Annotated in this window: 16 protein-coding genes; 9 read left to right on the plus strand and 7 right to left on the minus strand. The window is 63.1% G+C overall.

Annotation, left to right across the window (positions count from 1 at the left end; all coding sequences use genetic code 11):
• The 6 genes from R2855_16590 to R2855_16615 form a co-directional block, all read left to right on the plus strand.
• A partial coding sequence (locus R2855_16590; protein MEZ4532613.1) for a hypothetical protein occupies nucleotides 1–413 on the plus strand: 413 nt, incomplete at its 5' end.
• A gap of 123 nt (nucleotides 414–536) precedes the next feature.
• On the plus strand, nucleotides 537–1,601 hold the full coding sequence (locus tag R2855_16595) for a membrane dipeptidase (protein MEZ4532614.1): 1,065 nt from the start codon (nucleotides 537–539) through the stop codon (nucleotides 1,599–1,601).
• A 294-nt stretch (nucleotides 1,602–1,895) separates the two neighbouring features.
• Nucleotides 1,896–2,360 (plus strand): hypothetical protein, encoded by a 465-nt coding sequence (locus R2855_16600; GenBank protein ID MEZ4532615.1) that lies wholly within the window; start codon nucleotides 1,896–1,898, stop codon nucleotides 2,358–2,360.
• Nucleotides 2,361–2,402: 42 nt separating this feature from the next.
• Entirely contained in the window at nucleotides 2,403–3,185 is a 783-nt protein-coding gene (locus R2855_16605) for a nucleoside phosphorylase (GenBank protein ID MEZ4532616.1), read from the plus strand.
• 109 nt (nucleotides 3,186–3,294) lie between these two features.
• Nucleotides 3,295–3,525, plus strand: a complete 231-nt coding sequence (locus R2855_16610; protein ID MEZ4532617.1) for a hypothetical protein — start codon at nucleotides 3,295–3,297, stop codon at nucleotides 3,523–3,525.
• Nucleotides 3,526–3,527: 2 nt separating this feature from the next.
• Complete coding sequence (locus R2855_16615; protein MEZ4532618.1) at nucleotides 3,528–3,923, plus strand: type II toxin-antitoxin system death-on-curing family toxin; 396 nt, start codon at nucleotides 3,528–3,530, stop codon at nucleotides 3,921–3,923.
• On the opposite strand, the gene R2855_16620 is transcribed toward R2855_16615, so the two are convergent.
• Nucleotides 3,920–5,041, minus strand: a complete 1,122-nt coding sequence (locus tag R2855_16620; protein MEZ4532619.1) for an aminotransferase class V-fold PLP-dependent enzyme — start codon at nucleotides 5,039–5,041, stop codon at nucleotides 3,920–3,922. The genes R2855_16615 and R2855_16620 overlap by 4 nt on opposite strands.
• Before the next feature lie 20 nt (nucleotides 5,042–5,061).
• A complete protein-coding gene (locus tag R2855_16625; protein MEZ4532620.1) occupies nucleotides 5,062–6,636 on the minus strand; it encodes a hypothetical protein in 1,575 nt (524 codons plus the stop codon).
• Between the two features lie 136 nt (nucleotides 6,637–6,772).
• On the opposite strand from R2855_16625, the gene R2855_16630 reads away from it, so the two are divergent.
• On the plus strand, nucleotides 6,773–9,502 hold the full coding sequence (locus tag R2855_16630) for an adenylate/guanylate cyclase domain-containing protein (protein ID MEZ4532621.1): 2,730 nt from the start codon (nucleotides 6,773–6,775) through the stop codon (nucleotides 9,500–9,502).
• A gap of 23 nt (nucleotides 9,503–9,525) precedes the next feature.
• Here R2855_16630 and R2855_16635 read toward each other — a convergent pair whose 3' ends face one another.
• Together R2855_16635 and R2855_16640 are read right to left on the minus strand one after the other, a co-directional pair.
• Nucleotides 9,526–10,161, minus strand: a complete 636-nt coding sequence (locus R2855_16635) for a hypothetical protein (protein MEZ4532622.1) — start codon at nucleotides 10,159–10,161, stop codon at nucleotides 9,526–9,528.
• A 193-nt stretch (nucleotides 10,162–10,354) separates the two neighbouring features.
• Complete coding sequence (locus R2855_16640; protein ID MEZ4532623.1) at nucleotides 10,355–10,684, minus strand: metal-sensitive transcriptional regulator; 330 nt, start codon at nucleotides 10,682–10,684, stop codon at nucleotides 10,355–10,357.
• A gap of 214 nt (nucleotides 10,685–10,898) precedes the next feature.
• Here R2855_16640 and R2855_16645 point away from each other — a divergent pair, with 214 nt between their 5' ends.
• Nucleotides 10,899–11,945, plus strand: coding sequence for a glycosyl hydrolase (locus R2855_16645; GenBank protein MEZ4532624.1), 1,047 nt, complete (start codon nucleotides 10,899–10,901; stop codon nucleotides 11,943–11,945).
• 204 nt (nucleotides 11,946–12,149) lie between these two features.
• Here R2855_16645 and R2855_16650 read toward each other — a convergent pair whose 3' ends face one another.
• The 3 genes from R2855_16650 to R2855_16660 are packed head-to-tail and all read right to left on the minus strand — an operon-like array spanning nucleotide 12,150 to nucleotide 17,241.
• Nucleotides 12,150–14,168: a glycosyltransferase family 39 protein gene (locus R2855_16650; GenBank protein MEZ4532625.1), complete on the minus strand. Its 2,019-nt coding sequence runs from the start codon at nucleotides 14,166–14,168 to the stop codon at nucleotides 12,150–12,152.
• An 11-nt stretch (nucleotides 14,169–14,179) separates the two neighbouring features.
• Nucleotides 14,180–15,751 (minus strand): glycosyltransferase, encoded by a 1,572-nt coding sequence (locus R2855_16655; GenBank protein ID MEZ4532626.1) that lies wholly within the window; start codon nucleotides 15,749–15,751, stop codon nucleotides 14,180–14,182.
• Entirely contained in the window at nucleotides 15,748–17,241 is a 1,494-nt protein-coding gene (locus tag R2855_16660; GenBank protein MEZ4532627.1) for a glycosyltransferase family 39 protein, read from the minus strand. The genes R2855_16655 and R2855_16660 overlap by 4 nt, the downstream gene beginning before the upstream one ends.
• A gap of 558 nt (nucleotides 17,242–17,799) precedes the next feature.
• Here R2855_16660 and R2855_16665 point away from each other — a divergent pair.
• Complete coding sequence (locus R2855_16665) at nucleotides 17,800–19,239, plus strand: PQQ-dependent sugar dehydrogenase (protein ID MEZ4532628.1); 1,440 nt, start codon at nucleotides 17,800–17,802, stop codon at nucleotides 19,237–19,239.
• Nucleotides 19,240–19,420 lie beyond the last annotated feature (181 nt).

Consider the following 19,420-nt stretch of genomic DNA (forward strand, 5'->3'; position numbering starts at 1 on the left):
TCCTCGAGACCATATCCGGTCGAGCTTATGCGCTCGAGGCGAATAGCTTGGGAATCGAGCGAATCGTCTGTGAGTTCGATTCCTTCGACGCCACCACCATCACCATTACCGACACCAGTGGCGACCATCGGGTCGTTAGCGGACTTGGCGAGTGGCTAGCAGGAGAATCGGAGGGCCGAATCCTCAGTCCAATGAACCCCGGATCGGGTGGGGTCGGCCTGGAACGCACAAGCGCAAGTGGAGCGTGGACGAGCGACGACACATTCGAGCTCCGCGTCTGCTACACGGGAGGCGAGGTCTGCCCGATCTTGCGGTTCCGATTTGCGGACGCAGCGCTTTCGGTCGAGATCGATCCCAATATCTCCTGGAATGAACCCACGGTAACGACGCTTACAGGTCACGCCGAGCAGTGACCGAGATTCGGCCGTGGAGGCGCATCGCGGCTGGTCTCACACCTCGTAATCTGGACCGCGAATCCCGGTAGACTGCCGCGCAGGCAGTGGGCCGGTTTTTCCATGCAGCAGGAGCACACGATCGTGATCGTCATCGACAGTCATCTCGACATTGCCATGAACGCGTTCTATCTCGACCGTGACCTGCGCAAGAGCGTGGCCGGGATTCGGGAGGACGAAGCGCACATGACCGAGAAGGGGCGCGGCAACAACACCCTTTCTTTCCCGGAAATGCGGCGCACCGAGATGGCGCTCTGCTTCTGCACGATGATCGCGCGCACGAAATCGGGTCGACACGACATGATCGACGTGCGCACCCAGGAGATCGCATACGCGCGGGCGCAGGGTGAGCTTGCGTTCTATCGGGAGATGGAGCGGCAAGGCGATATTCGCATGATCTCCGACTGGCCCCAGCTCGACGCCCATATGAAGGAATGGAACGCCGATCCGGAAAACACGCCCCTCGGGATGATCCTGACGATGGAAGGGGCCGACCCGATTGTCGATCTCGACCAGCTCGGGCTTTGGTGGAAGGACGGACTGCGGGCGTTGAGCCTGGCGCACTACGGTCCGAGCGAGTATGCGCACGGTACCGAAAGCCTGGGTGGGTTGACCGAACGGGGCAAGGCGCTGCTGGAAGAGATGAACGAGACCAGCCTGGTGCTGGATATCACCCACCTCAACGACCAATCGTTCTGGGAGGCGGTGGAGATCTTCACGGGGCCGATCTGGGCCTCGCATTCCAACTGCCGCGCGTTGGTGCCCGGCGACCGCCAGCTCACCGACCAGATGCTCCAGCACATCATCGAGCGGGACGGGGTCATCGGCTGCGCGCTCGACGCCTGGATGGTGGTGCCGAACTGGATTCGGGGCGAAAGCACCCCCGAAATCTGCAGCATGGAAGACTACGTCGATCACATCGACCATATCTGCCAGCTGGCCGGCAATGCCAATCACGCCGCCATTGGAACCGACCTGGACGGCGGTTACGGCACCGAGCAAACCCCGCGCGACCTCGACACGATTTATGAGTTGCAGAGCATCCCGGGCCGGCTGCGCGCCCGCGGGTACGCCGAGGACGACATCGAAAAGATCATGCACGGCAACTGGCTGCGCATGCTCGAACGGGTGTGGACCTCCGAGGCGTAGAGGTTGCAGTGACTACTGGTAACCAGTACTATCGAGTCGGGGCACTGTTCGCCAACGGATTCGAATGGGACCCCGACAAAGCTCGGAGTAATGAAGCAAAGCACGACATCATCTTCGAAGTTGCCATCCAGCTCTTTGAGGATGCCGATCGTATTCAGCAAGATCCACCGCACCAGCGGCAAGATGAGCTGCGGTATAGGACCGTAGGTCAGGTGGAAGGCGCACTCGTTACCGTGATCTACACATGGCGTGAAGATCGAATCCGCATCATCTCCGCCCGAAAGGCTAGTCGACATGAGCGAAGAGAATACCGTTCGCGTGCGGTTGTATGAAGATGGCACGGTTATCGATCTCTCCACCGGTGAGCCTTACGTCTCGCCCATTCCCATGGACTGGAATCGATTCAACGCCTTGACGGATGAGGAGATCGAGGCCGCCGCGCTCTCCGATCCGGACAACCCGCCGATGACCGACGAAGAGTTGTCACAGATGCGGCGCGTCGTGGACGCGGTGCGCGTACGCAAGGCGCTCGGCATGACGCAAGTGCAGTTTTCCGAGACCTTCGAGATTCCGCTGGGCACGCTCCGGGATTGGGAGCAGAAGCGCTCCTTCCTTTCCGCTCGCAATCAGGCAGCGGCGAGCTATCTGCGGGTGATCGAGCAGAACCCGGAAGCCGTCATCGCGGCGCTCGCCGCGTATCGAACGCGCGGCAAGGGCGAAGCAGAAGAAGCCGCCAAGGCGGTTGCCGCGACACGGTAGATCGACTCTTTGCATGCCGCGGCCGTCCTGTATGCTCACCACATGATCGATTCGTTTCCACTCTTCGAATTCGACGAAGACCGCACCGCCATCATCGAGCCGCATCACGTGCTCGTGGAACGGGAGGATTTCCCGAAGCACGCGGTGATCTGCTTTTTTCACGATGTGCTGGGCGACTTGCGCGCCCGGGAGACGACGGAGGTCATCGGGTTTCTGACCAGCGAAGCCGGTCCCAATCCGATGCTGCGAGTGGAGATCGATGGAACACCGATTGTCGCGATTCAACCCGGCATCGGCGCGCCAATGGCCGCCTTTGTGCTGGAAGAGCTCATCGCGTTGGGCGCGCGCACGGTGGTCGCGTGTGGCGGGGCTGGGGTGCTCGATCGGGGGATCGATGTCGGACAGTTGATGATCCCCACCAGCGCTGTGCGTGACGAGGGAACCTCGTTCCACTATGTCCCAGCCGCCCGCGAGATCGCGCAGGATGCGGGAATGGTGAGCACGATTGCGACAACACTGGAACGGCACGGCGTCGGCTATCGATTGGGCAAGACCTGGACCACCGACGCCATCTACCGGGAGACCCGGGCCAGGGTCGCGCGGCGGCAGGCCGAAGGGTGCGCCATGGTGGAGATGGAAGCCTCGGCGCTCTTTGCGGTTGGGGCATTTCGTGGTGTGCCGGTTGGGCAGATTCTTTACGGGGGAGACGATGTCAGCGGGTTGGGCGATTGGGACCCGCGCGACTGGGACAAGCACACGATCCGTGAACGCCTCTTCTGGCTCGCCGCCGAAAGCTGCCTGGCGTACCAACCAGCCTCCTCATAACCAACGCGCTTTGCCAACTCGCGCGACCGAACGGGAACAGAAGACGCAGGAGTGCGTCTCCGGCACGCGGTATATACTGTATTCACCGTATGCACGAAGTTTACGTAGGATGAAGAGCATATCAGACATGATCCAGCAACAACTGCGCAAGGCGGGAAACAGCTACGTCATCACCATTCCGAAAGAGGAAGTCGAGCGCAACGGGTGGTCCGTAGGTGACCGATTTGCGGTCCAGCTCACACCTTTGGAAGAACGACCGGTCTTGAGCCGCGAGCTGCGTGACGCGCTCGATGCGAGCTGGCGGGATCACGAAGCTGCCTATCGCTATCTCGCGAAATAGCCATGATCCGCTACCTAACGGTGGCCGAGGTCATCGAGCTGCATCGCGCGATCCTGGGTCGCATGGGCGAGCGGCTGGAACCGCTGCGCGATGAAGGGCTGCTCGAATCGGCGTTGATGCGCGCGCAAACGGCGGCCTACTACGAAGACGCGGATCTCACCACGCAGGCGGTGCTGATGGCCGTTGGCATCTCTCAGAACCAGCCCTTCGTCGACGGCAACAAGCGGGCAGCATTTGTAACGCTTGATGTCTTCCTGCGCGTCAACGGCCTGGAGTTCCGGGGAGATTCCCTGGAGCTGGCAGTACGCATCGAACAGATCGCCAAGGACCGGGAACACCGCGCCGAAGCAACCCTCGATTTCGCGCGCTGGTTGCGAGCGAGGGTTGAACCTCGCTAGGCGCCGCGCCGCGCGTCGAGTTCGGCGGTGAGGCGGCGGAGTATGACGTCGATCTGGTCGTCTTCCAGCCAGTGGGTATTGATCTGCAGCCGGTCGCGCAGCGCGTCGAGATGAATGGACGGGTCACCGGCGATGAGCGCCTGGACCACCGCGCGGTGGTTCCAGCGGTCATCCACGGGGTAGACACCAATGACCGGGAAGGGCCAAATCGCCTGATCGTCGTTGCGGGTGAGCCGCACGTCTGACCGGGTTCCAAGCGCGGCCATCAACCGGTCGGCCTGCGCCATGTGGCGGCGGTAGTCGGCTTCGTGGTCGTGGGCCAGGAAGCGCTCCAGCGCAACCCAGAGCCCGACCATCGTTTCCTTGCCGACCTTCATGCCGCGCCCGACGGAAGCATTGGGACTGCCATTCAAGCGGGCCGCTTCGATCAGGTCGGCGCGGCCGGCCAGCAAGCCCGATTCCGCTGGACCGCGGATGCCCTTTCCTCCGCTGTAGATGACCAGATCGGCCCCGCGCTCGATCCAGATGCGCAAGTGACTCACGGGCGGGAGGGTGGACGCGGCATCGACGAACACCGGCACATTGCGCGCATGCGCGATTTCGACCACCTGCTCGAAGGGGAGCGCGCCGGGTCCGTTGTATTGCGACTGATGGAACGCCACCGCGGCGGTGCGGTCGGTGATCGCTTGCTCCAGTTCGGCGGGATCGGTGCGCTCCCAGGTTCCGATGAGCGTCAACCGCCCGCCCCCAACCCGGTACATGCGGTCGTACATGATGCGGTGCGCGCGGTGGAAGACGATTTCGTTCGGGAAGCCGTCGCTGTCCGGCAGGGCGGCGATGCGCTCGGGATTGCTCCCGGCCACGCAGGCCGCTGCGGCCAGCACCATACCGGCTGCCGATCCGCAGGTGACCAGCCCCGCCTCCGCGCCGGTCACTTCGGCAATCCGCTGGCCAACCGCGCGGTTGAGTTCCTCGATATCGACGAAGCGCGTGGAGGCTTCGGCCATCGCGGCCAATACCTCGGGTTCCATCAACGACCCGCCGGCCAACGTGGTGGGTCCGCGCCCGTTGATGATCGGTCTGGCCCCAATACGCTGGTAGATCGACTCGCTCGTCATCGAATCTCTCCGCTTTTCGCTCACGACAAGGTTGGCTGAGCGATCTCTCGTGCGATCGCTTCCAACGCAACGTCCCGGCCCGCGCGATAGGCCTCCCAGGTCGGCTGGGCAAAGAGATCGGGCGGGATCCACGGACGCCGGTCCCACGGCCAGCCGCTCTGCCACTGCAGATCGGAGATGTTGACCCGCGTGCCAGACCAGGGAAGCACGAACTCGATGCTCTCACCGGTGAAACTCGGCGACGATCCGGTTGGTTCTCCCGCGAAGATTGCATGCGAATGCAGATCGAGATAGGTGGCGAAATTCTGCGCCGCCGACCAGGTGCGCCGCCCGATGATGACAAAGAGCTTGCCGGGTTGGTTCCAGGGGCTGGCGATCAGCGTGTGGAGAAACGGCCACTCCAGCGTGGTGTTGCCCCCCTTGTTCATGCGGATGTCGATGATGAGCCGATCGGGATTGGTCTCGTGCAGCATGGCGAAGAACCGATCGGTGAAGGCAGCGAAGGTTTCGTCATCGCCATCGCGCATGTTGTTGATTTGCAGATAGATGGCGTCCAGCTCGTGTATCGGCTCGAACCAGAATGGGGTACGAAGATCCCGTATAGAGAGCGGTTTTGCTGGGAATCGATCCAACGCCGTGACCCAGTGATCCGGAAACGGAAAGTTGCGGCCGAGCGGCGCGGTGGGAAACTCGTTGTCGGCCATCACGGTGTGATCGGCGAGATTCCCGGCATCGTCCATCAGCCGCAGCGTGACCCGATCCGGATGCGCGGTCAGACCAAGGGCATGCAGAAAGGCCGTCTCCCGCAGGCGGAAGGGCACGATTTCGCTCGGCCAATGCGGATTGTCAGTGCAGATCGTGGGTACGATCTCCTGCGCCACTTCGGCCATCGATCGCCCTTCGATCTCGGCCACCTGCAACCCAACCAGATGGGCATAGGCCGAAGCGGCATGCGTGATGAAAACGCCTTCCTCGAACCGGTAGAACCCCACCGGTAGCGCGGCCAACAGGTCGGCTCGTTCCAGCGCGGGACAGACATAGGCATGCCCGTCCTGCAGCGCCACCAGCAGGCGGCCGAGGTTCAGCAAAATCTCGGCATCGCTCAGTTCGGCAACATGCTCGAAGACCCAAGCGATCGCGCTGTCCATCTCTTCCGCGGAAACAAGCGCGAACGGATTCGCCGAACGGCGCAGCAGCTCTTGCTCGAAGAACTCGATGTCCCCCTGCCATCCCTGATCCCGGGTGGAATCCGGGGCGGGCAGCCCGAACCGATAGGAAATGTTGGGCAGCGACATAAGAGGGGCAAAATCCGGATCCGCGCGGATACCGCCGATATCCCGATAACGCAGATCGAGCGCCAGCTGCATCAGTTCGGACGCGCTGTCGATCTGGCCATCGCGGATCGCAGCCCGGGACGCAAGCACCATCATCTCGCCAAACTCGCCATAGCCAAGCTCGGCGGCGTGGAGCGCGGCCTGCACGGTTCCCGGGAAATCGCCGGAGGCAAAGAGCGCCTGGGCGAGCGCGCCCCACGGCTCGGGATGCACCGGATTGGCTTCGGCCGCGGCGATCAGCTGTTCGATCGAATCGGACATCGGTGGCGCCTCAGAGACGAGTCAACGCTGGAAGGGAGTATGACAGGGAGGAGCACGGCTCGGAACACGCGGTGCGCGCTGGGTACACTACGCGACACGAACCCCCGTCCACCGCACTGTCTTGGGCAGGACAGCGATGTCGTCGCCAATCACCTTCCTCTTCACAGACATCGAAGGCAGCTCTCGGCTCTGGAACCGATATCCAGAGACCATGGCGGATGCGGTGCCGCGGCAGGAAGCGCTTCTGCGCGACGCGGTCGAACGGCATGGCGGAACGGTCTTCAAGACCGTGGGCGATGGGGTCTATGCCGTTTTTGCCGACGCGCCCAGCAGCATCCGCGCAGCGGTTGCCGGGCAACGTCTTCTGCTGTCGCAGCATTGGCCGGGTATGGTCGACGGTGACGACCTGCTGGTCAGGGTGGCGATCCATACCGGGGAGGCGGACACCCACGATGGCGACTACTTCGGCCCCACACTCAACCGGCTGAGCCGCACGCTCGCCGCCGGGCACGGAGGGCAGATTCTCTGCACGCACGAGACCGTCCTGGCCTGTGGGGACGCCTGGCCGGAGGGTATCGAGCGGCGCGATCTGGGCGAGCGCGCCCTGCGGGATGTGGTAGGCAGCGGCCGAATTTTTCAGATCGTCGCCCGTGAGCTGCCCGAGCAGTTCCCGCCGCTTGCCACGCTCGACCTCCGCACGCACAACCTTCCACGCTGGCCAACGTCCATGGTCGGGAGAGAAGCCGACGCCGCTCGCCTGCGCGCGCTGCTCCGGTCGCGCGAGCATCGGATGATATCGGTGCTGGGAACCGGAGGGGTGGGCAAGACCCGCCTCGCCACCGAGGTTGCGGCGCAACTCCTGGACGAGTTCCAGGACGGGATCCGCTTTGTCGATCTCTCGCCGCTCCGGGCGAATGAGCAGGTGCTCGACGCGATCGTGCAGGTTGCCGGCGCGGCCGATCCGCTCGTCTCGCCGCGCAATGCGCTGCTCGACTGGTTGCACGGACGGCAGTTGCTGCTGGTGCTCGACAACTGCGAGCAAGTGATCGAGGGCGTGGCCGAGATCTGCAGCGCCATTGTGCAATCCGCGCCAGATGTGACCATTCTCGCCACCAGCCGGGCGCCGGTACGCATCCGGGGCGAGCGCCGGATCGCGCTGGAACCGCTCTCGTTGCCAGACGATCCGCAGACCAGCCCGGCGGTGGCGCTGTTCGCCCAACGCGCGCGCGACGTGCGCGCATCGTTCGCGCTCGAGCATGACAACGCCGAGGCGATCGCCGAGATTTGCCGCTCGGTCGACGGACTGCCACTGGCCATCGAGTTGGCGGCAGCCTGGGTGCGCATGCTTTCACCCGAGGCCCTGCAACACCGGTTGCAGGAGAGCCGCGCGCTCCTGCGCGACGGTCCGCGCGATCTCCCGGATCGCCAGCGAACCCTGGCCAACACCATCGCCTGGAGCTACGACCTGCTGGAACCCGAAGACCAACGCGCGTTTCGCCGTCTGGCGGTCTTTCATGGAGGCATTGCGGTCGATGCGGCCGCGGCCGTCATCTGGAACGAGGGCATTTCCGATCCCCTTTGGGCCTTGAACCGGCTAGACGCGCTGGTGCAGGCCAATCTCCTGCAGGTCTCGCCCGATGCCACCGGCGAGCCGCGGTTCCTGATGCTGCAAACCATCCAGGAGTTTGCGATCGACACGTTGCGGGAAATCGGGGAATGGGACGATGCTGCCCTGGCGCATGCGGCCTTCTTCTCAGATCTGGCCAGAGAAGCGCGCCCGCACCACCGCACTGCCGATTCGGCGCGCTGGCTCGACCGGCTCGATCGGGAATTCGAGAACCTGCAGGCCGCGGTCGACGAGCAGGCCGCGACTCCGGCCGGTCTGCGGCTGGTGATCGATCTGGCAGGCTTTCTCGATCAGCGGAGGACGGTGCTCCAGGCGCGGTCATGGCTCGAACGCGCCTACCGGCCAGAAGGATCCTATCCTCCCGAGCTCGAGGCCGAAGCGCTCTTCTATCTGGGCAATACCTGGTTCAGCGATCCGGCAGTAGCCGCCACGTTCTACCGCCGGGCAATCGCCATTGCCGACGAAAGCGGGAATCCGGCTCTGCGGGTGCGATCGGTGGCCGCGCTCAGCACGGTTGCCGCGCTGAGTGGAAACTATGCAACCGCCCGCGCCATGGCAAACGATGTGCTGGCAGCCGGGAGAGCGAAAGACGATCCCCAGATCGTCGCGCTCGGCTACGCCAGACTCGCCTACACGGCCTGCGAATCTGGCGATGAGCAAGCAGCCATCGATGCCTGCCGGGAATGGCGCGCCCATGCCGAACGCTCCAACGATGCCACTGGCGACGCCTGGGGATGGCTGATCGAAGGGCGGTCACACCGCCGGTTGGGAGATCGGCCATCGGCGGAGTCTGCTTATGACCATGCGCTTGCACGCTTCTCGCAAACGGGCGATGCCGAGGCCGTTGGTCTTTGCTTTCTGGAACAGGGATTGCTCCTGCTGGACACCGCGCCGGAACAGGCACGTCCACGCTTCGAGCGCGCATTTTCCGCGCTCGTGACCTGTTTCGATACCTACACCGTGCTCTCCCTGCTGGAAGGAGCCGCACGCCTGCTCGTATTCGAGGAAACCTGGGACGCCGCGGCCGAATGCATCGGCGCCGCGCAACAACTGCGCGAGCAATCGGGCATTGCCAGCAACGGCCGGGAGCGCGCCGCGCTCGACCGCGCGATCGACCGGCTTCTGGTCAAGCTCGGTCCTGGCGAGTTCGCAGCCGGGCTCGCCCGTGGCCGGGATCGCTCGCCCCGCGCGCTCATCGAGCAGTTCGATGCGATCGAACTCCCCAGACCCGTGCCGTGAGTTTCAGACGTCCCGTGCCGGGTTCAACATCCTGCGCCCCCGCATATCCCGTACGCCAACCGTATCCCGTCCCAGGTCACGACGGTGAGCGTGGAACCGGCCCGTGCTTCGTCTGAAACCGGTGTCGCGGCGGTGGGTGTGCCGGCGTCCTCGGCGGTAGCAGTTCCGCTGGACGCACCGGTCAGATAGTACTGATCGTCGGCATCGATAAACAGGGCGCCACCGGCGGGAACGTCAAAGGTTCCGGCCCCGAACCGCGTCGGAATGGTGGCATCGGCTTGCTGGATCTCGATTTGCGATCCCTCGCAGATGGTGATCTGGACGAGACCGCTATCGACACGGATGATCGACGGCTGTCGGGAAAGCACTGCAAGCGTTCCGCCGTCGAAGAGTGTTACCTGAGTCAGGACCACATCGATCAAGTAGTCCGGCGGGAGCTCGGTGATCGACTCGAAACTGCTGATGACCTGATAGTCGTCCTGTTCCCCAGGCTTTGCCTCGGGCGTCCCTTCCATCTCATCGAACGGAATCCACGGACCACACCCCGCGGCCTCCTGAGCGATCGCACGAGGCGCGATCGCGAATGCCTGGACGCTGAGTCCCACAATGATGAGTGCTACGAGAGTCAACGCAATCGATCGAACCAACCGCCGGGTCATCGATACCTCCGCTTGCCAGTGCGACATCATCAGACAGATCGAAACGAGTTGGTCCCGTCGCACCTGTTTGGGCCCAGTGTTCCCAGTACACACCCGGCACAACATCGTGTCAACCGGCCGTTTTTCGTGCCGCCACCAGAATGCCTTGCCCGTAGAAGTCGAACCACTCCCCGGGCGGCTTCCCGATCGCGGGCTAGCTCACGCTGCGGTTGAAGCGCTCGATGGCGGACATCAGCTCGTCGAGGGTTTCTTCCTGTTGGGAGGGATCGCTGCCGATGACGCAGCCGCGTATATGGTCTTCCAGCACGAGCAAGCCGGTGGCGCGCAACCCGGCGACGATGGCCGAGATCTGGGTGAGGACATCGACGCAGTACTTGTCCTCTTCCACCATCTTCTGCACGCCGCGCACCTGTCCCTCCAGCCGTTTCAGCCGGGCCAGGATCCGGGCCTTGTCCATTTCATAGGAAGGCGCGTGCTGATGCCCTTCGTGCTGCGCGTGGGATCCATTTGTTTCGGTCTGCATGATGCTGTCGTTTCCTGACACGTATTGGGGAGATGGCTTCCTCACCAGAGCGGCCCATATGGTCCTCGTTCGACGGAGCCAATTGCTACAATTGTGCCAAACAGAGAATCAAGCGTGTCTCTTGGGCGCGTCCCCTTTGCGCTCGACGTCAGAATCGCCCCGTCCTGGCCCACGAACACACACGGCACACTCGCAGGACAAGGATGGAATCTCAATGATCGAAACATCGATTTCTCGACGGACCGTCGTCCGCACGCTCCCTACCCTGCTCGCGCTGGGAACTCTCCCGCATGCGCGCCACACCCGTGCGCAGGAATCGAATCCGCGCACAGATACATCCGCGGTTTCGCTTGGCATGATGGTCGAGGTGGTCGAGGACCGCACCCGGCTGGACGCCACGATCCAGCAGATTGGCCGTCCACTGGAGCTGGTGATGTTCCACACGCATTGGGGCACCAACTCGGGGATTTTCGACCCCTCTCTGCTTCAGTATGTCGATGAGCGTGGAGGGATTCCGTTCATTACCTGGGAAGCCTGGGTGCCGATCTACGCCGGTGGCGTCGGTGTTGCCGATCAACCGACATTCTCGCTGGCGAATATCGTCTCCGGCGCATTCGACACCTACATCGACAGTTGGGCGACCGGTCTGGCCGCATGGGGCAAGCCGGTTCTGCTCCGGTTTGGGCATGAGATGAATGGCGACTGGTATCCCTGGTCTGCCGGCGCGAATGGCAACACGCCAGAACAGTTCATCGAGGCATGGATCTACCTTCACGACCGGTTTGCCGCCGCAGGCGCGGAGAATGTTTTCTGGGTCTGGTCGCCATTCGCGAGCGCCGGCGACGCCGAGCAGGGCGAAATCGTCCCGTTGGACGATGTCTTCCCCGGTGACGATTATGTCGATTATGTGGGGGCCTCGGGATTCAACTGGGGTGACACGCCGCAGCCTTGGGGTGTCGCCGGCTGGGATACCTTTTCCGACATCTTCGAGGGCATCTATGCCGAGCTGCAAGAGCTTTCGACGCGGCCCGTCATCATTGCTGAGACCGCCTCGGCTGAATTGGGCGGCAGCAAGGCGGATTGGATAACGAGCGCATACCTGAGCGAGATTCCCGAACGGTTTCCGGCCATCGAGGCAGTGGTCTGGTTCAACGTGCTCAAGGAGACCGACTGGCGCATCGATAGCTCGGTCGAATCGTTGCGGGCGTTCGTCACCGCCGCGAACAGTCCGCAGATGCAAGGCACGCTCGTGTTCGGCTAGTCCGGCTTGGTCACGAAGCGCTTCGCTCTCCGCTCTCCGTAACTGCAACCCTTCGTGGCTGCCCTCCCCATGTCCCGTAGCCGCAGCCCTCTGTGGCTGCAATCGAGCGATCTGGGCAACCACGGAAGGTTGCGGCTACACGATCTGGGCAACCGGGCTGGCGTCTGGAAGCGCCCCATCCCGTCAACTCGTGCTGATGGCGCGTTATCGCCAATACGGCTCGAGGATGAACCCAGGTTGCGTGGGCGATAGGACTCCGAGCGAAAGGTTCCGCAGGCGAAGATCGCCAAATCCGCTGTTGACGAGCGTGACCACCAGCTCGGCGGCGCCATCGGGACAGGCGACGCCGGCAAGGCCGCGATGCCACGTTTCATCGAGTTCTTCCGGCGGCGGTAGCTCCGCCGTCGATTCCGACAACACCACCCCGCGCAGATCGAGACAGGAAAGCTGCACCTCTCCCGCTCCGACCGGCAACGCAACCTGATAGTCGAATCGGACCAGATAGAGCGCAGCATCTGAGACGATCTTGCGATACTCGGCCGCGGCATCGCCGTTCTCGAGCGCGTAGATCAACAGTTGGGGGGCGCCGGTCGGGCCAACCTCCGCGAACGCGCTGCCATCCTCGAGCCACCACCCGGGCGCGTCTTCCACCGGCGCGGTTTGGCTGGCCCAGGTGGAGATCGAGCTTCGCTGGTCGCCAACCAGATCGGCGCTCACCCAGAGATCGAGCGACATCACCGGCTGAAACGGTTCCGATTGCACCAGCACGAATCCTCGCGATGCGAGTTCCGCCCGCAGTTCCGCCATCCCCGCGGCTTCCCATGGGTAGTTGGTTGCGATATCCCAGAAGACCGGTGGAAGCTGTGCCTGGCCAATATCGCCCACCTGGATGTCGGGCTCGTAGATGGAAATGGCCGTGCGCACCAGTCCGGTCGAATCGGCAATGAGCTGATGCTCGGGACGTTCCACGGCCACCAGCGGATAGCCGAGCTCATCGAGTTCGCCAGCCGCCACCGCGAGCTGGCGATAGTGTTCTTTGTCGGCGTCCTGGGCTACGCCATGCAACGCCAGTAGCGAACTCGCCAGCAAGAGTCCCACCGCTCCCAATGCGAGCGGGCGCACGCCGTTCGGCACCCGCCCAAACGGCGCAGCTCCGGCCAGCATTGCCCAACCCAACACCGCGTAGGAAACGGTGCGGTCGGCATACCCCGGGCTCACCAGATAGCTGGCAAGCGCGGTCACACCGATCGTTCCGAAACAAAGCGACATTCCCAGTACGAGCATCGTGCGATAACGGCCGCTCAAGGTGGCGGCCGCGAGGAGCAATATCAGCGCCACGAGCGCTGCCGCCACTGGCCGGATTTCGGGCCAGGTCACCCACGGCGTGCGCACGACCCCCCAGTAGTAGGCACGCTCGCCTGGCAAACCGACGATGGAGTAGAACGAATCGAACACCTTCTGCCAGGTGACATACAGAAAAACGCGGTCGTCCCCGACGAATTTGATGCTGCGCAGCACTTGCGCCGCCCATGGAACGAACAACAACGCCGCGCCACCAACCGCAATCAACCACGCCCGGACGGTGCGCCAGGGAGATTCCCGCGCCAGCCAGGCAACCGTCAGCACCTGCGGCGCAAGCGCATAGAACGCACTGTAGTCGGTATACGCCGCCAGCGCCAGCATCGCCCCATAGACCACACCCCACCGGCGATCGCGCTCCGGCAGAAACCGGATGAGCGCATACCAGGAGAGCACCACGAACAGGGCCGCGGGGGCGTACATGCGGCCCTCACGCGAGTACCAGATATGCAACGGCGCCAGCGCCAGAATCGTGCTCGCCAGCAGCCCGGCGTAGGTTCCGACCAGCCGCCGGGTGAGGAAGAAGACCGCGACAATGGTGGCGCTGCCGGCAACCGCGCTCACCAGACGGGCGGCTTGCGCTTCTCCGGTGAGGAGTGAAACCGCTTTCACGATGCCGAAATAGAGGGGTGGGTGATTGTCGTAGGCGCCTTCGAACCCAAGCACCGTCGTCCAGGGACGGCGAATGTAGTCGACGACATAGATCTCATCCAACCAGAGACTGAGATCGTCGAGCCGCAGCAACCGGACTGCCATTCCAAGCAGCACGATCCCGCCCAACGCCAACCAGGTCACCCAGTTCGGCAGCGGCGCCCGGGTGACGCCAATGGGCGGATCGGTAACGAGGAGTCGTTGGTTGGCCATCTCCCGCATGCTCAATCGCCGGGATTCGCATGCGAGGGATCGAGCATCGTTCTCCGCCGCCCAAACAGCTCGCGCGCCGGATCGAGCCCGAACCAGCTCTTGCGCACGAATCCAGCCATCGGGATGACCTGCAGGAGACCGAGATAGAGCAACCCGGCGTCGAACGCGCTCCAGTCCGATGTGTTCGCGATCCGATAGATCAATCCGGCGACCAGCACCAGTACCAGCGTGGTTTGCAGCAACGTCTCTTTCCAATACCACTGATGCTTGTCGGTCTTGCGCGTTACCCGATAGCGGTATGCGCAATCTGGGCCGCCAAACAGCGCCCGCAACGATGCCATGGCATAGATCGGCGCCAGACCGACGGCCATCTCGCGCAACCGCCAGACCGATTCGAACGGGCGGTTCCCTTTGAGCGAGACCAGGAAGAGCTCGGTGGCAACCACCAGCGGCCAGAAGCGAATGGCCGCTTCGTATCCCTCGAGCCGGAAGGGATAGATATTGGTGAACAGCGTCACCGAGATGCAGAGCATGAAGAGAATGGTCGCGAAGCTGTGCAGATAGAAGATGGCCATCTGCATGAATTGCAGCCGCTGCCGAACGCCCAGCCCCTTGAAATCGAGCCAGAACATGATGCGCATGGTGTCGAGCGCCCAGGTGCCCCGTTGCTTGTAGACATTGGGGATGTCTTCCGGGGCGTGTTGCGCCTGAGCGCCGACGATGGGGAGATAGGCGCTCTTCCAGCCGAGCCGGAGCGCTTCGATCCCGGACATCAGGTCTTCGACCAGACTCCAGGTGGGGAAAAGACCGATCGATTCGAGCGCGTTGCGCCGCCAGACCAGCCCCGATCCGCACGGGAAAACCGCGTTGGTCGCGTGGCGCGCGAGGAGCATCCCTTCATAGAAGATCGGTTCGAGATTGTTGAACGGGTCCCCTTCGGATACCTCGGCGGTCTTGCGGGTCTGAACAAAGGCCAGCGCGTCGTCGTGCAGCAAGAGCCCCACGACCTGCCGCAAGAAAAACGGCTCGACGACTTCGTCGTCGCAATCGCGCGTTTCGATGTAGCCGACGTTCGGCTCGATCTCGATCAGCCGGTCGTAGGCGGAGTTGAGATTACCGGCCTTGGCATCGCCCCGTCGTAGCGACGACTCGCGACCCGGGGGACGGTGGTAGACGATGCGGCCACGCGGATAGTGGTTCTGCAGCCGCTCGACCTCGTGCTCCAGTTCTGGAGACCCCAGATCGTCACTGACGATGACCACCAACCGATTGGCCGGCCAATCCTGGGCGAAGATCGATTCGACCGTGCGCAGCACCATCGACAACGGTTCGCCGAGGGTTGGCACCAATACCCCCACAATCGGTTCTTCCCCCTTTGGCACGGGGTGCGTTTCCGGAACGGCGCGCAGCCACTCGTTGATGCACGTCACCGCGGTCAACGCCATGGTCAGGCTCAGGGCAAACGCGAAGGGGACCGAGAGCCAGAAGTCTTCGTAGTTGAGGTGCATCAGGAGCCAGGGTCCACACCACAACATACTGGCCATCGCCAGGATACCCGCCAGCCGGATCTTCCAGGGGTTCATACGTCCTCCTGGAACGGCTTCGTGTTGTGACGCACGACCGTCTGAACGAGATGCTCGCGATCCCGCAATCCGTCGCTCACCGAGGAGACGCTCGAACTGGCGGTAACCACGGGCTCAAAGGTTCCACAGGAGCCGATACCGGTCATGACCAGCGCGCTCCAGGGATCGATCGCCTGCGAATCGACAAACCAGGAGAAGCTGCAGAAGTCGAAAACGACATCGCGCTCGAAAAGCAACGATTCGTCGAGCACATCGTTCGGCGCTTCGATCCGGTCGGCCTCATAGAGCGCGAGCGCATAGGGCCAGCGCTCGTTCGCGAGCACCTGATCGCCTGGCTTCATGGCGCTGACCAACGCGGCAACTGGTTCGGACGAATCGGGCCACCCGCGGTCGAACGCCCGCGTTTGCTGAGCGGCAAGCAACCCAAGCCCAAGCACAGCGACGCCAAGCACGATCAGCCGGGCGCGATCCCAGGAGACCTCCGCCAGCGCCAGCCCAACCGCGGGATAGAGCAACACGGTTCCGAGCGCGAGATCGAGATGGACCAGGGTAGCTCCGTCACGCGCGCTAAGGAGCCACGTCCCCAGCCAGAGCGCGGGGCCCATCAGGAACGCAGCAATGACCGGACGCAAACCTCGGTTCCGATACCAGGCAGCGAAACCAGCCAGCAAGGGCAGGACGCCCCACAGCACGATGACCGCCCGGACCGCATTTGCCGAGTCGTAGGCGCCGATCCCATCGGAGAGCCCGAAAACTCTTCCCGGTGACAAGACATCGACGATTTGGGTGGCAAAAATATCGAAGTACACGACCAGGGCAAGCCCCGCCAGCAGCCACATCAGGCCGATATCGATTGGGGCGCGCCGGCGACGCAACGCGGCGATCAGCATGGTGGCCGGAATCAGCATCAGCACAGCGCGATAGTGCGCCAGCATCGCCACGGTCAACATCGCCGTCGCCAGCAAGAGCCATCCACGATGATCGAAGCGCGCAAGCTGCACGATGGCCCAGACCGCAATGCATGTGGCTGCCAGCGCCGGCGCTTCCATCGAGCTCAGATGCCCAGCCACCCAGAATGGGGCGCTGAGCGCAAGCGCGCCCGCCGCGAAGCAGGCAGCCCGCGCTCCAAACAACCAGTCTGTGGCAGAGCGCAACGCGAGAAACCCCACTGCCACCAATGCAAGCGCGATCAAACGCGCACCAGCGGCTCCCCAGAACTCGTATGCGCTCCCGCTGAGCACTGGCCAGAGCAGCGACCCGGGCAGGGTGCGCAGATATCCATCGCTCCAGCCATACCCATCGAGCGTGCGCAATCCGGCGAGCGCCGCGCGGGACTCGATGGCCGAAAGCGAATTGAACTGACGGGCGATGTGGACGGCCTGGAGGACGACGAAAAGCAGCACGATTGCAATCCCGGCAATCGTGAAGTCTCTTTCCTGTTTCCCAAGCGCGTGCGACCGAGCGCGCACTGCTGCGGCTGAGGACGCCATCTTCCAACTCGTCAGATCACCTTGCCACGCACATTGGCGGTGATCGAAAAGTGCTGGATGTTCAGCGAGTTCCTGTAGCCTCGCTGGGGAGCCGATCGCCGCCGGCGATCGGTTCGAGAGCGCATGTGCCGGCGCAACCCTGACCCGCCTCCGATGCTCTCTGTACTGCTGTGGCCTGCTGGATCAGATACCGTCCGGTACGCCTGCCCGGATCACTTCATACGCGCAGGCCTCGGCAGCAGAAAGCATCTTGAATTTTGGGTCCCCCACTAGTGTAGCGAAGCTGAGAAATTGCTAAAAGGCCGTCCGTACACCGTGAAATGGAACGTTCGTGCCTCCCGCGGGGACCGAACGATACGGATCGAGCCAACCATGCCAATAAATCCGGAATGACCGGCATGGCCGTGTGCGCGTTTTGCGTCGAGGCGTGGCGCGTGTGGTACCTTCTGGCAGACAGGAAACAATGCGCACGGCGCTGATTCGGGTTGGCGCGCTCCACCTGAATCGACCGGTCCCAACCGGTGTCTTGCTCCGTCGATGTCAGGAAGATTGGTAGCCATGAACGCACACCGACGGATGACACTTTTCGGCACGCTGGTGCTCTTGTCGCTCTTGATCGTCCCAATTGCGGTCGCTCAGGACAGCACACCGACTTCCGGATCACCGGCCGCAAGCCCGGTTGCGAGTCCCATTGCAAGCCCAATCGCAAGCCCGGCCGCGTCACCGGTTGCGGTCGAGCCAACGCCAACTCAGATCCCGGACGGTCCGCCTGAAGGCACGCCGCTTCCAGCGCATATCACGACCGGGCTCTACCCAGGTCAGGGATCGGTCACCCTGGTCAAGGTGGCAGACGGGTTGGAAAGCCCGCGCGTGATTACTCCGGCGTTCGATGGCACGGGCCGGCTCTTCATTGGCGAGCGCTATGGCACCGTGCGGATCCTGACGGCCGAGGGTGAGCTGTTGCCGGAGCCGTTTATCGACATCGGCCCGATCGTGGTTTCCGTGCACCAGGACCAGGGGTTGCTCGGCATCGCATTCCATCCCGACTACGAAACCAACGGGCTCTTCTACCTGGCCTATACCGACTACAACGTGAACGGCGGTCTCGTGGTCTCGCAATACCGCGTATCGGCGGATGATCCGAACAAGGCCGACCCGGACTATGCCGTCGATATCATCAAGATCCCGCATCCGACGCCGATCCTGAACGGCGGCACGATTCATTTCGGCCCGAACGACGGCTATCTCTATATCGGCAGCGGCAACGGCGCGTTCTTCGGCGTGCACGACCTTTTCACGGCGCAGGAGATGGACCAGAGCCTCGGCAAGATTCTGCGCATCAATATCGTGAACGACGAAAACGGCACGTACTACACGATTCCGCCCGACAATCCGTACAACGCCAGCTACACCTACCCCGCCGCGCCCGTTACCTTTGCGATGGGATTGCGCAATCCCTGGTCGTGGCAGTTCGACTATGAAACCGGGGATATGTACATCACCGATGTCGGTGAGATGTCCTGGGAAGAGATCAACTTCATTCCCGCATCCAGCAATGGCGGCCAGAATTTCGGTTGGCCGATGTGGGAAGGGGCCCACTGCGTCAACTATCTGAGCACCGGCTCGTGCCCGGAGATGGGCACGTTGCCGGTCGCGGAGTATCCACATGTGGGGTACGGATGCGCGGTGGCAGGGGTGGGCGTCTATCGTGGCGACGACATTCCCTTCCTCGAGGGCTTCTTCCTGGCGGTCGACTATTGCACCGGCAAGATTCTGAGCCTCTCGCACGATTCCGTGGGCAAGTGGCAGTTCCAGGAGCTGGCCGACCTCTACCTGCTCTTGCTTGGCGGAGGTGTGAGCGAAGATGGGGAAGCCTATGTGCTCTCCTGCGATTGCGGGCTCGGCCCAGGCAAAGCAGAGAACAATCCCGGCACGGTTTGGAAGGTCGTGAGCACGGCCAACATTCCGGAAGGAGTCGAGGTCGCGCCGAACGGGTAGTTCGGGGGTCCTGAGTCCAGGGTCCAGGGTCCAGAGACGAGGGTGCGGTGTCCGGAGGCCGGAGCCCTGCGACAACCGCACCGGTCGTAGTGAAGGACGTCTCCGCCCTCTCGCGTCCGGGGCCCTGGGTCCGGAGGCCGGGGAGGCTTTGAGGAGCGTGCTGACAGCAACAAGGCCTCCA

The sequence above is a fragment of the Thermomicrobiales bacterium genome (genome assembly GCA_041390825.1).
Taxonomy (GTDB): Bacteria; Chloroflexota; Chloroflexia; order Thermomicrobiales; family UBA6265; genus JAMLHN01.

What these genes read in the sequence shown, in the direction of transcription:
- R2855_16600 (MEZ4532615.1), top strand. Translation starts at nt 1,896, where the DNA reads ATGAGCGAAGAGAATACCGTTCGCGTGCGGTTGTATGAAGATGGCACG.
- R2855_16605 (MEZ4532616.1), top strand. Translation starts at nt 2,403, where the DNA reads ATGATCGATTCGTTTCCACTCTTCGAATTCGACGAAGACCGCACCGCC.
- R2855_16610 (MEZ4532617.1), top strand. Translation starts at nt 3,295, where the DNA reads ATGAAGAGCATATCAGACATGATCCAGCAACAACTGCGCAAGGCGGGA.
- R2855_16615 (MEZ4532618.1), top strand. Translation starts at nt 3,528, where the DNA reads ATGATCCGCTACCTAACGGTGGCCGAGGTCATCGAGCTGCATCGCGCG.
- R2855_16620 (MEZ4532619.1), bottom strand. Translation starts at nt 5,041, where the DNA reads ATGACGAGCGAGTCGATCTACCAGCGTATTGGGGCCAGACCGATCATC.
- R2855_16625 (MEZ4532620.1), bottom strand. Translation starts at nt 6,636, where the DNA reads ATGTCCGATTCGATCGAACAGCTGATCGCCGCGGCCGAAGCCAATCCG.
- R2855_16630 (MEZ4532621.1), top strand. Translation starts at nt 6,773, where the DNA reads ATGTCGTCGCCAATCACCTTCCTCTTCACAGACATCGAAGGCAGCTCT.
- R2855_16635 (MEZ4532622.1), bottom strand. Translation starts at nt 10,161, where the DNA reads ATGACCCGGCGGTTGGTTCGATCGATTGCGTTGACTCTCGTAGCACTC.
- R2855_16640 (MEZ4532623.1), bottom strand. Translation starts at nt 10,684, where the DNA reads ATGCAGACCGAAACAAATGGATCCCACGCGCAGCACGAAGGGCATCAG.
- R2855_16645 (MEZ4532624.1), top strand. Translation starts at nt 10,899, where the DNA reads ATGATCGAAACATCGATTTCTCGACGGACCGTCGTCCGCACGCTCCCT.
- R2855_16650 (MEZ4532625.1), bottom strand. Translation starts at nt 14,168, where the DNA reads ATGGCCAACCAACGACTCCTCGTTACCGATCCGCCCATTGGCGTCACC.
- R2855_16655 (MEZ4532626.1), bottom strand. Translation starts at nt 15,751, where the DNA reads ATGAACCCCTGGAAGATCCGGCTGGCGGGTATCCTGGCGATGGCCAGT.
- R2855_16660 (MEZ4532627.1), bottom strand. Translation starts at nt 17,241, where the DNA reads ATGGCGTCCTCAGCCGCAGCAGTGCGCGCTCGGTCGCACGCGCTTGGG.
- R2855_16665 (MEZ4532628.1), top strand. Translation starts at nt 17,800, where the DNA reads ATGAACGCACACCGACGGATGACACTTTTCGGCACGCTGGTGCTCTTG.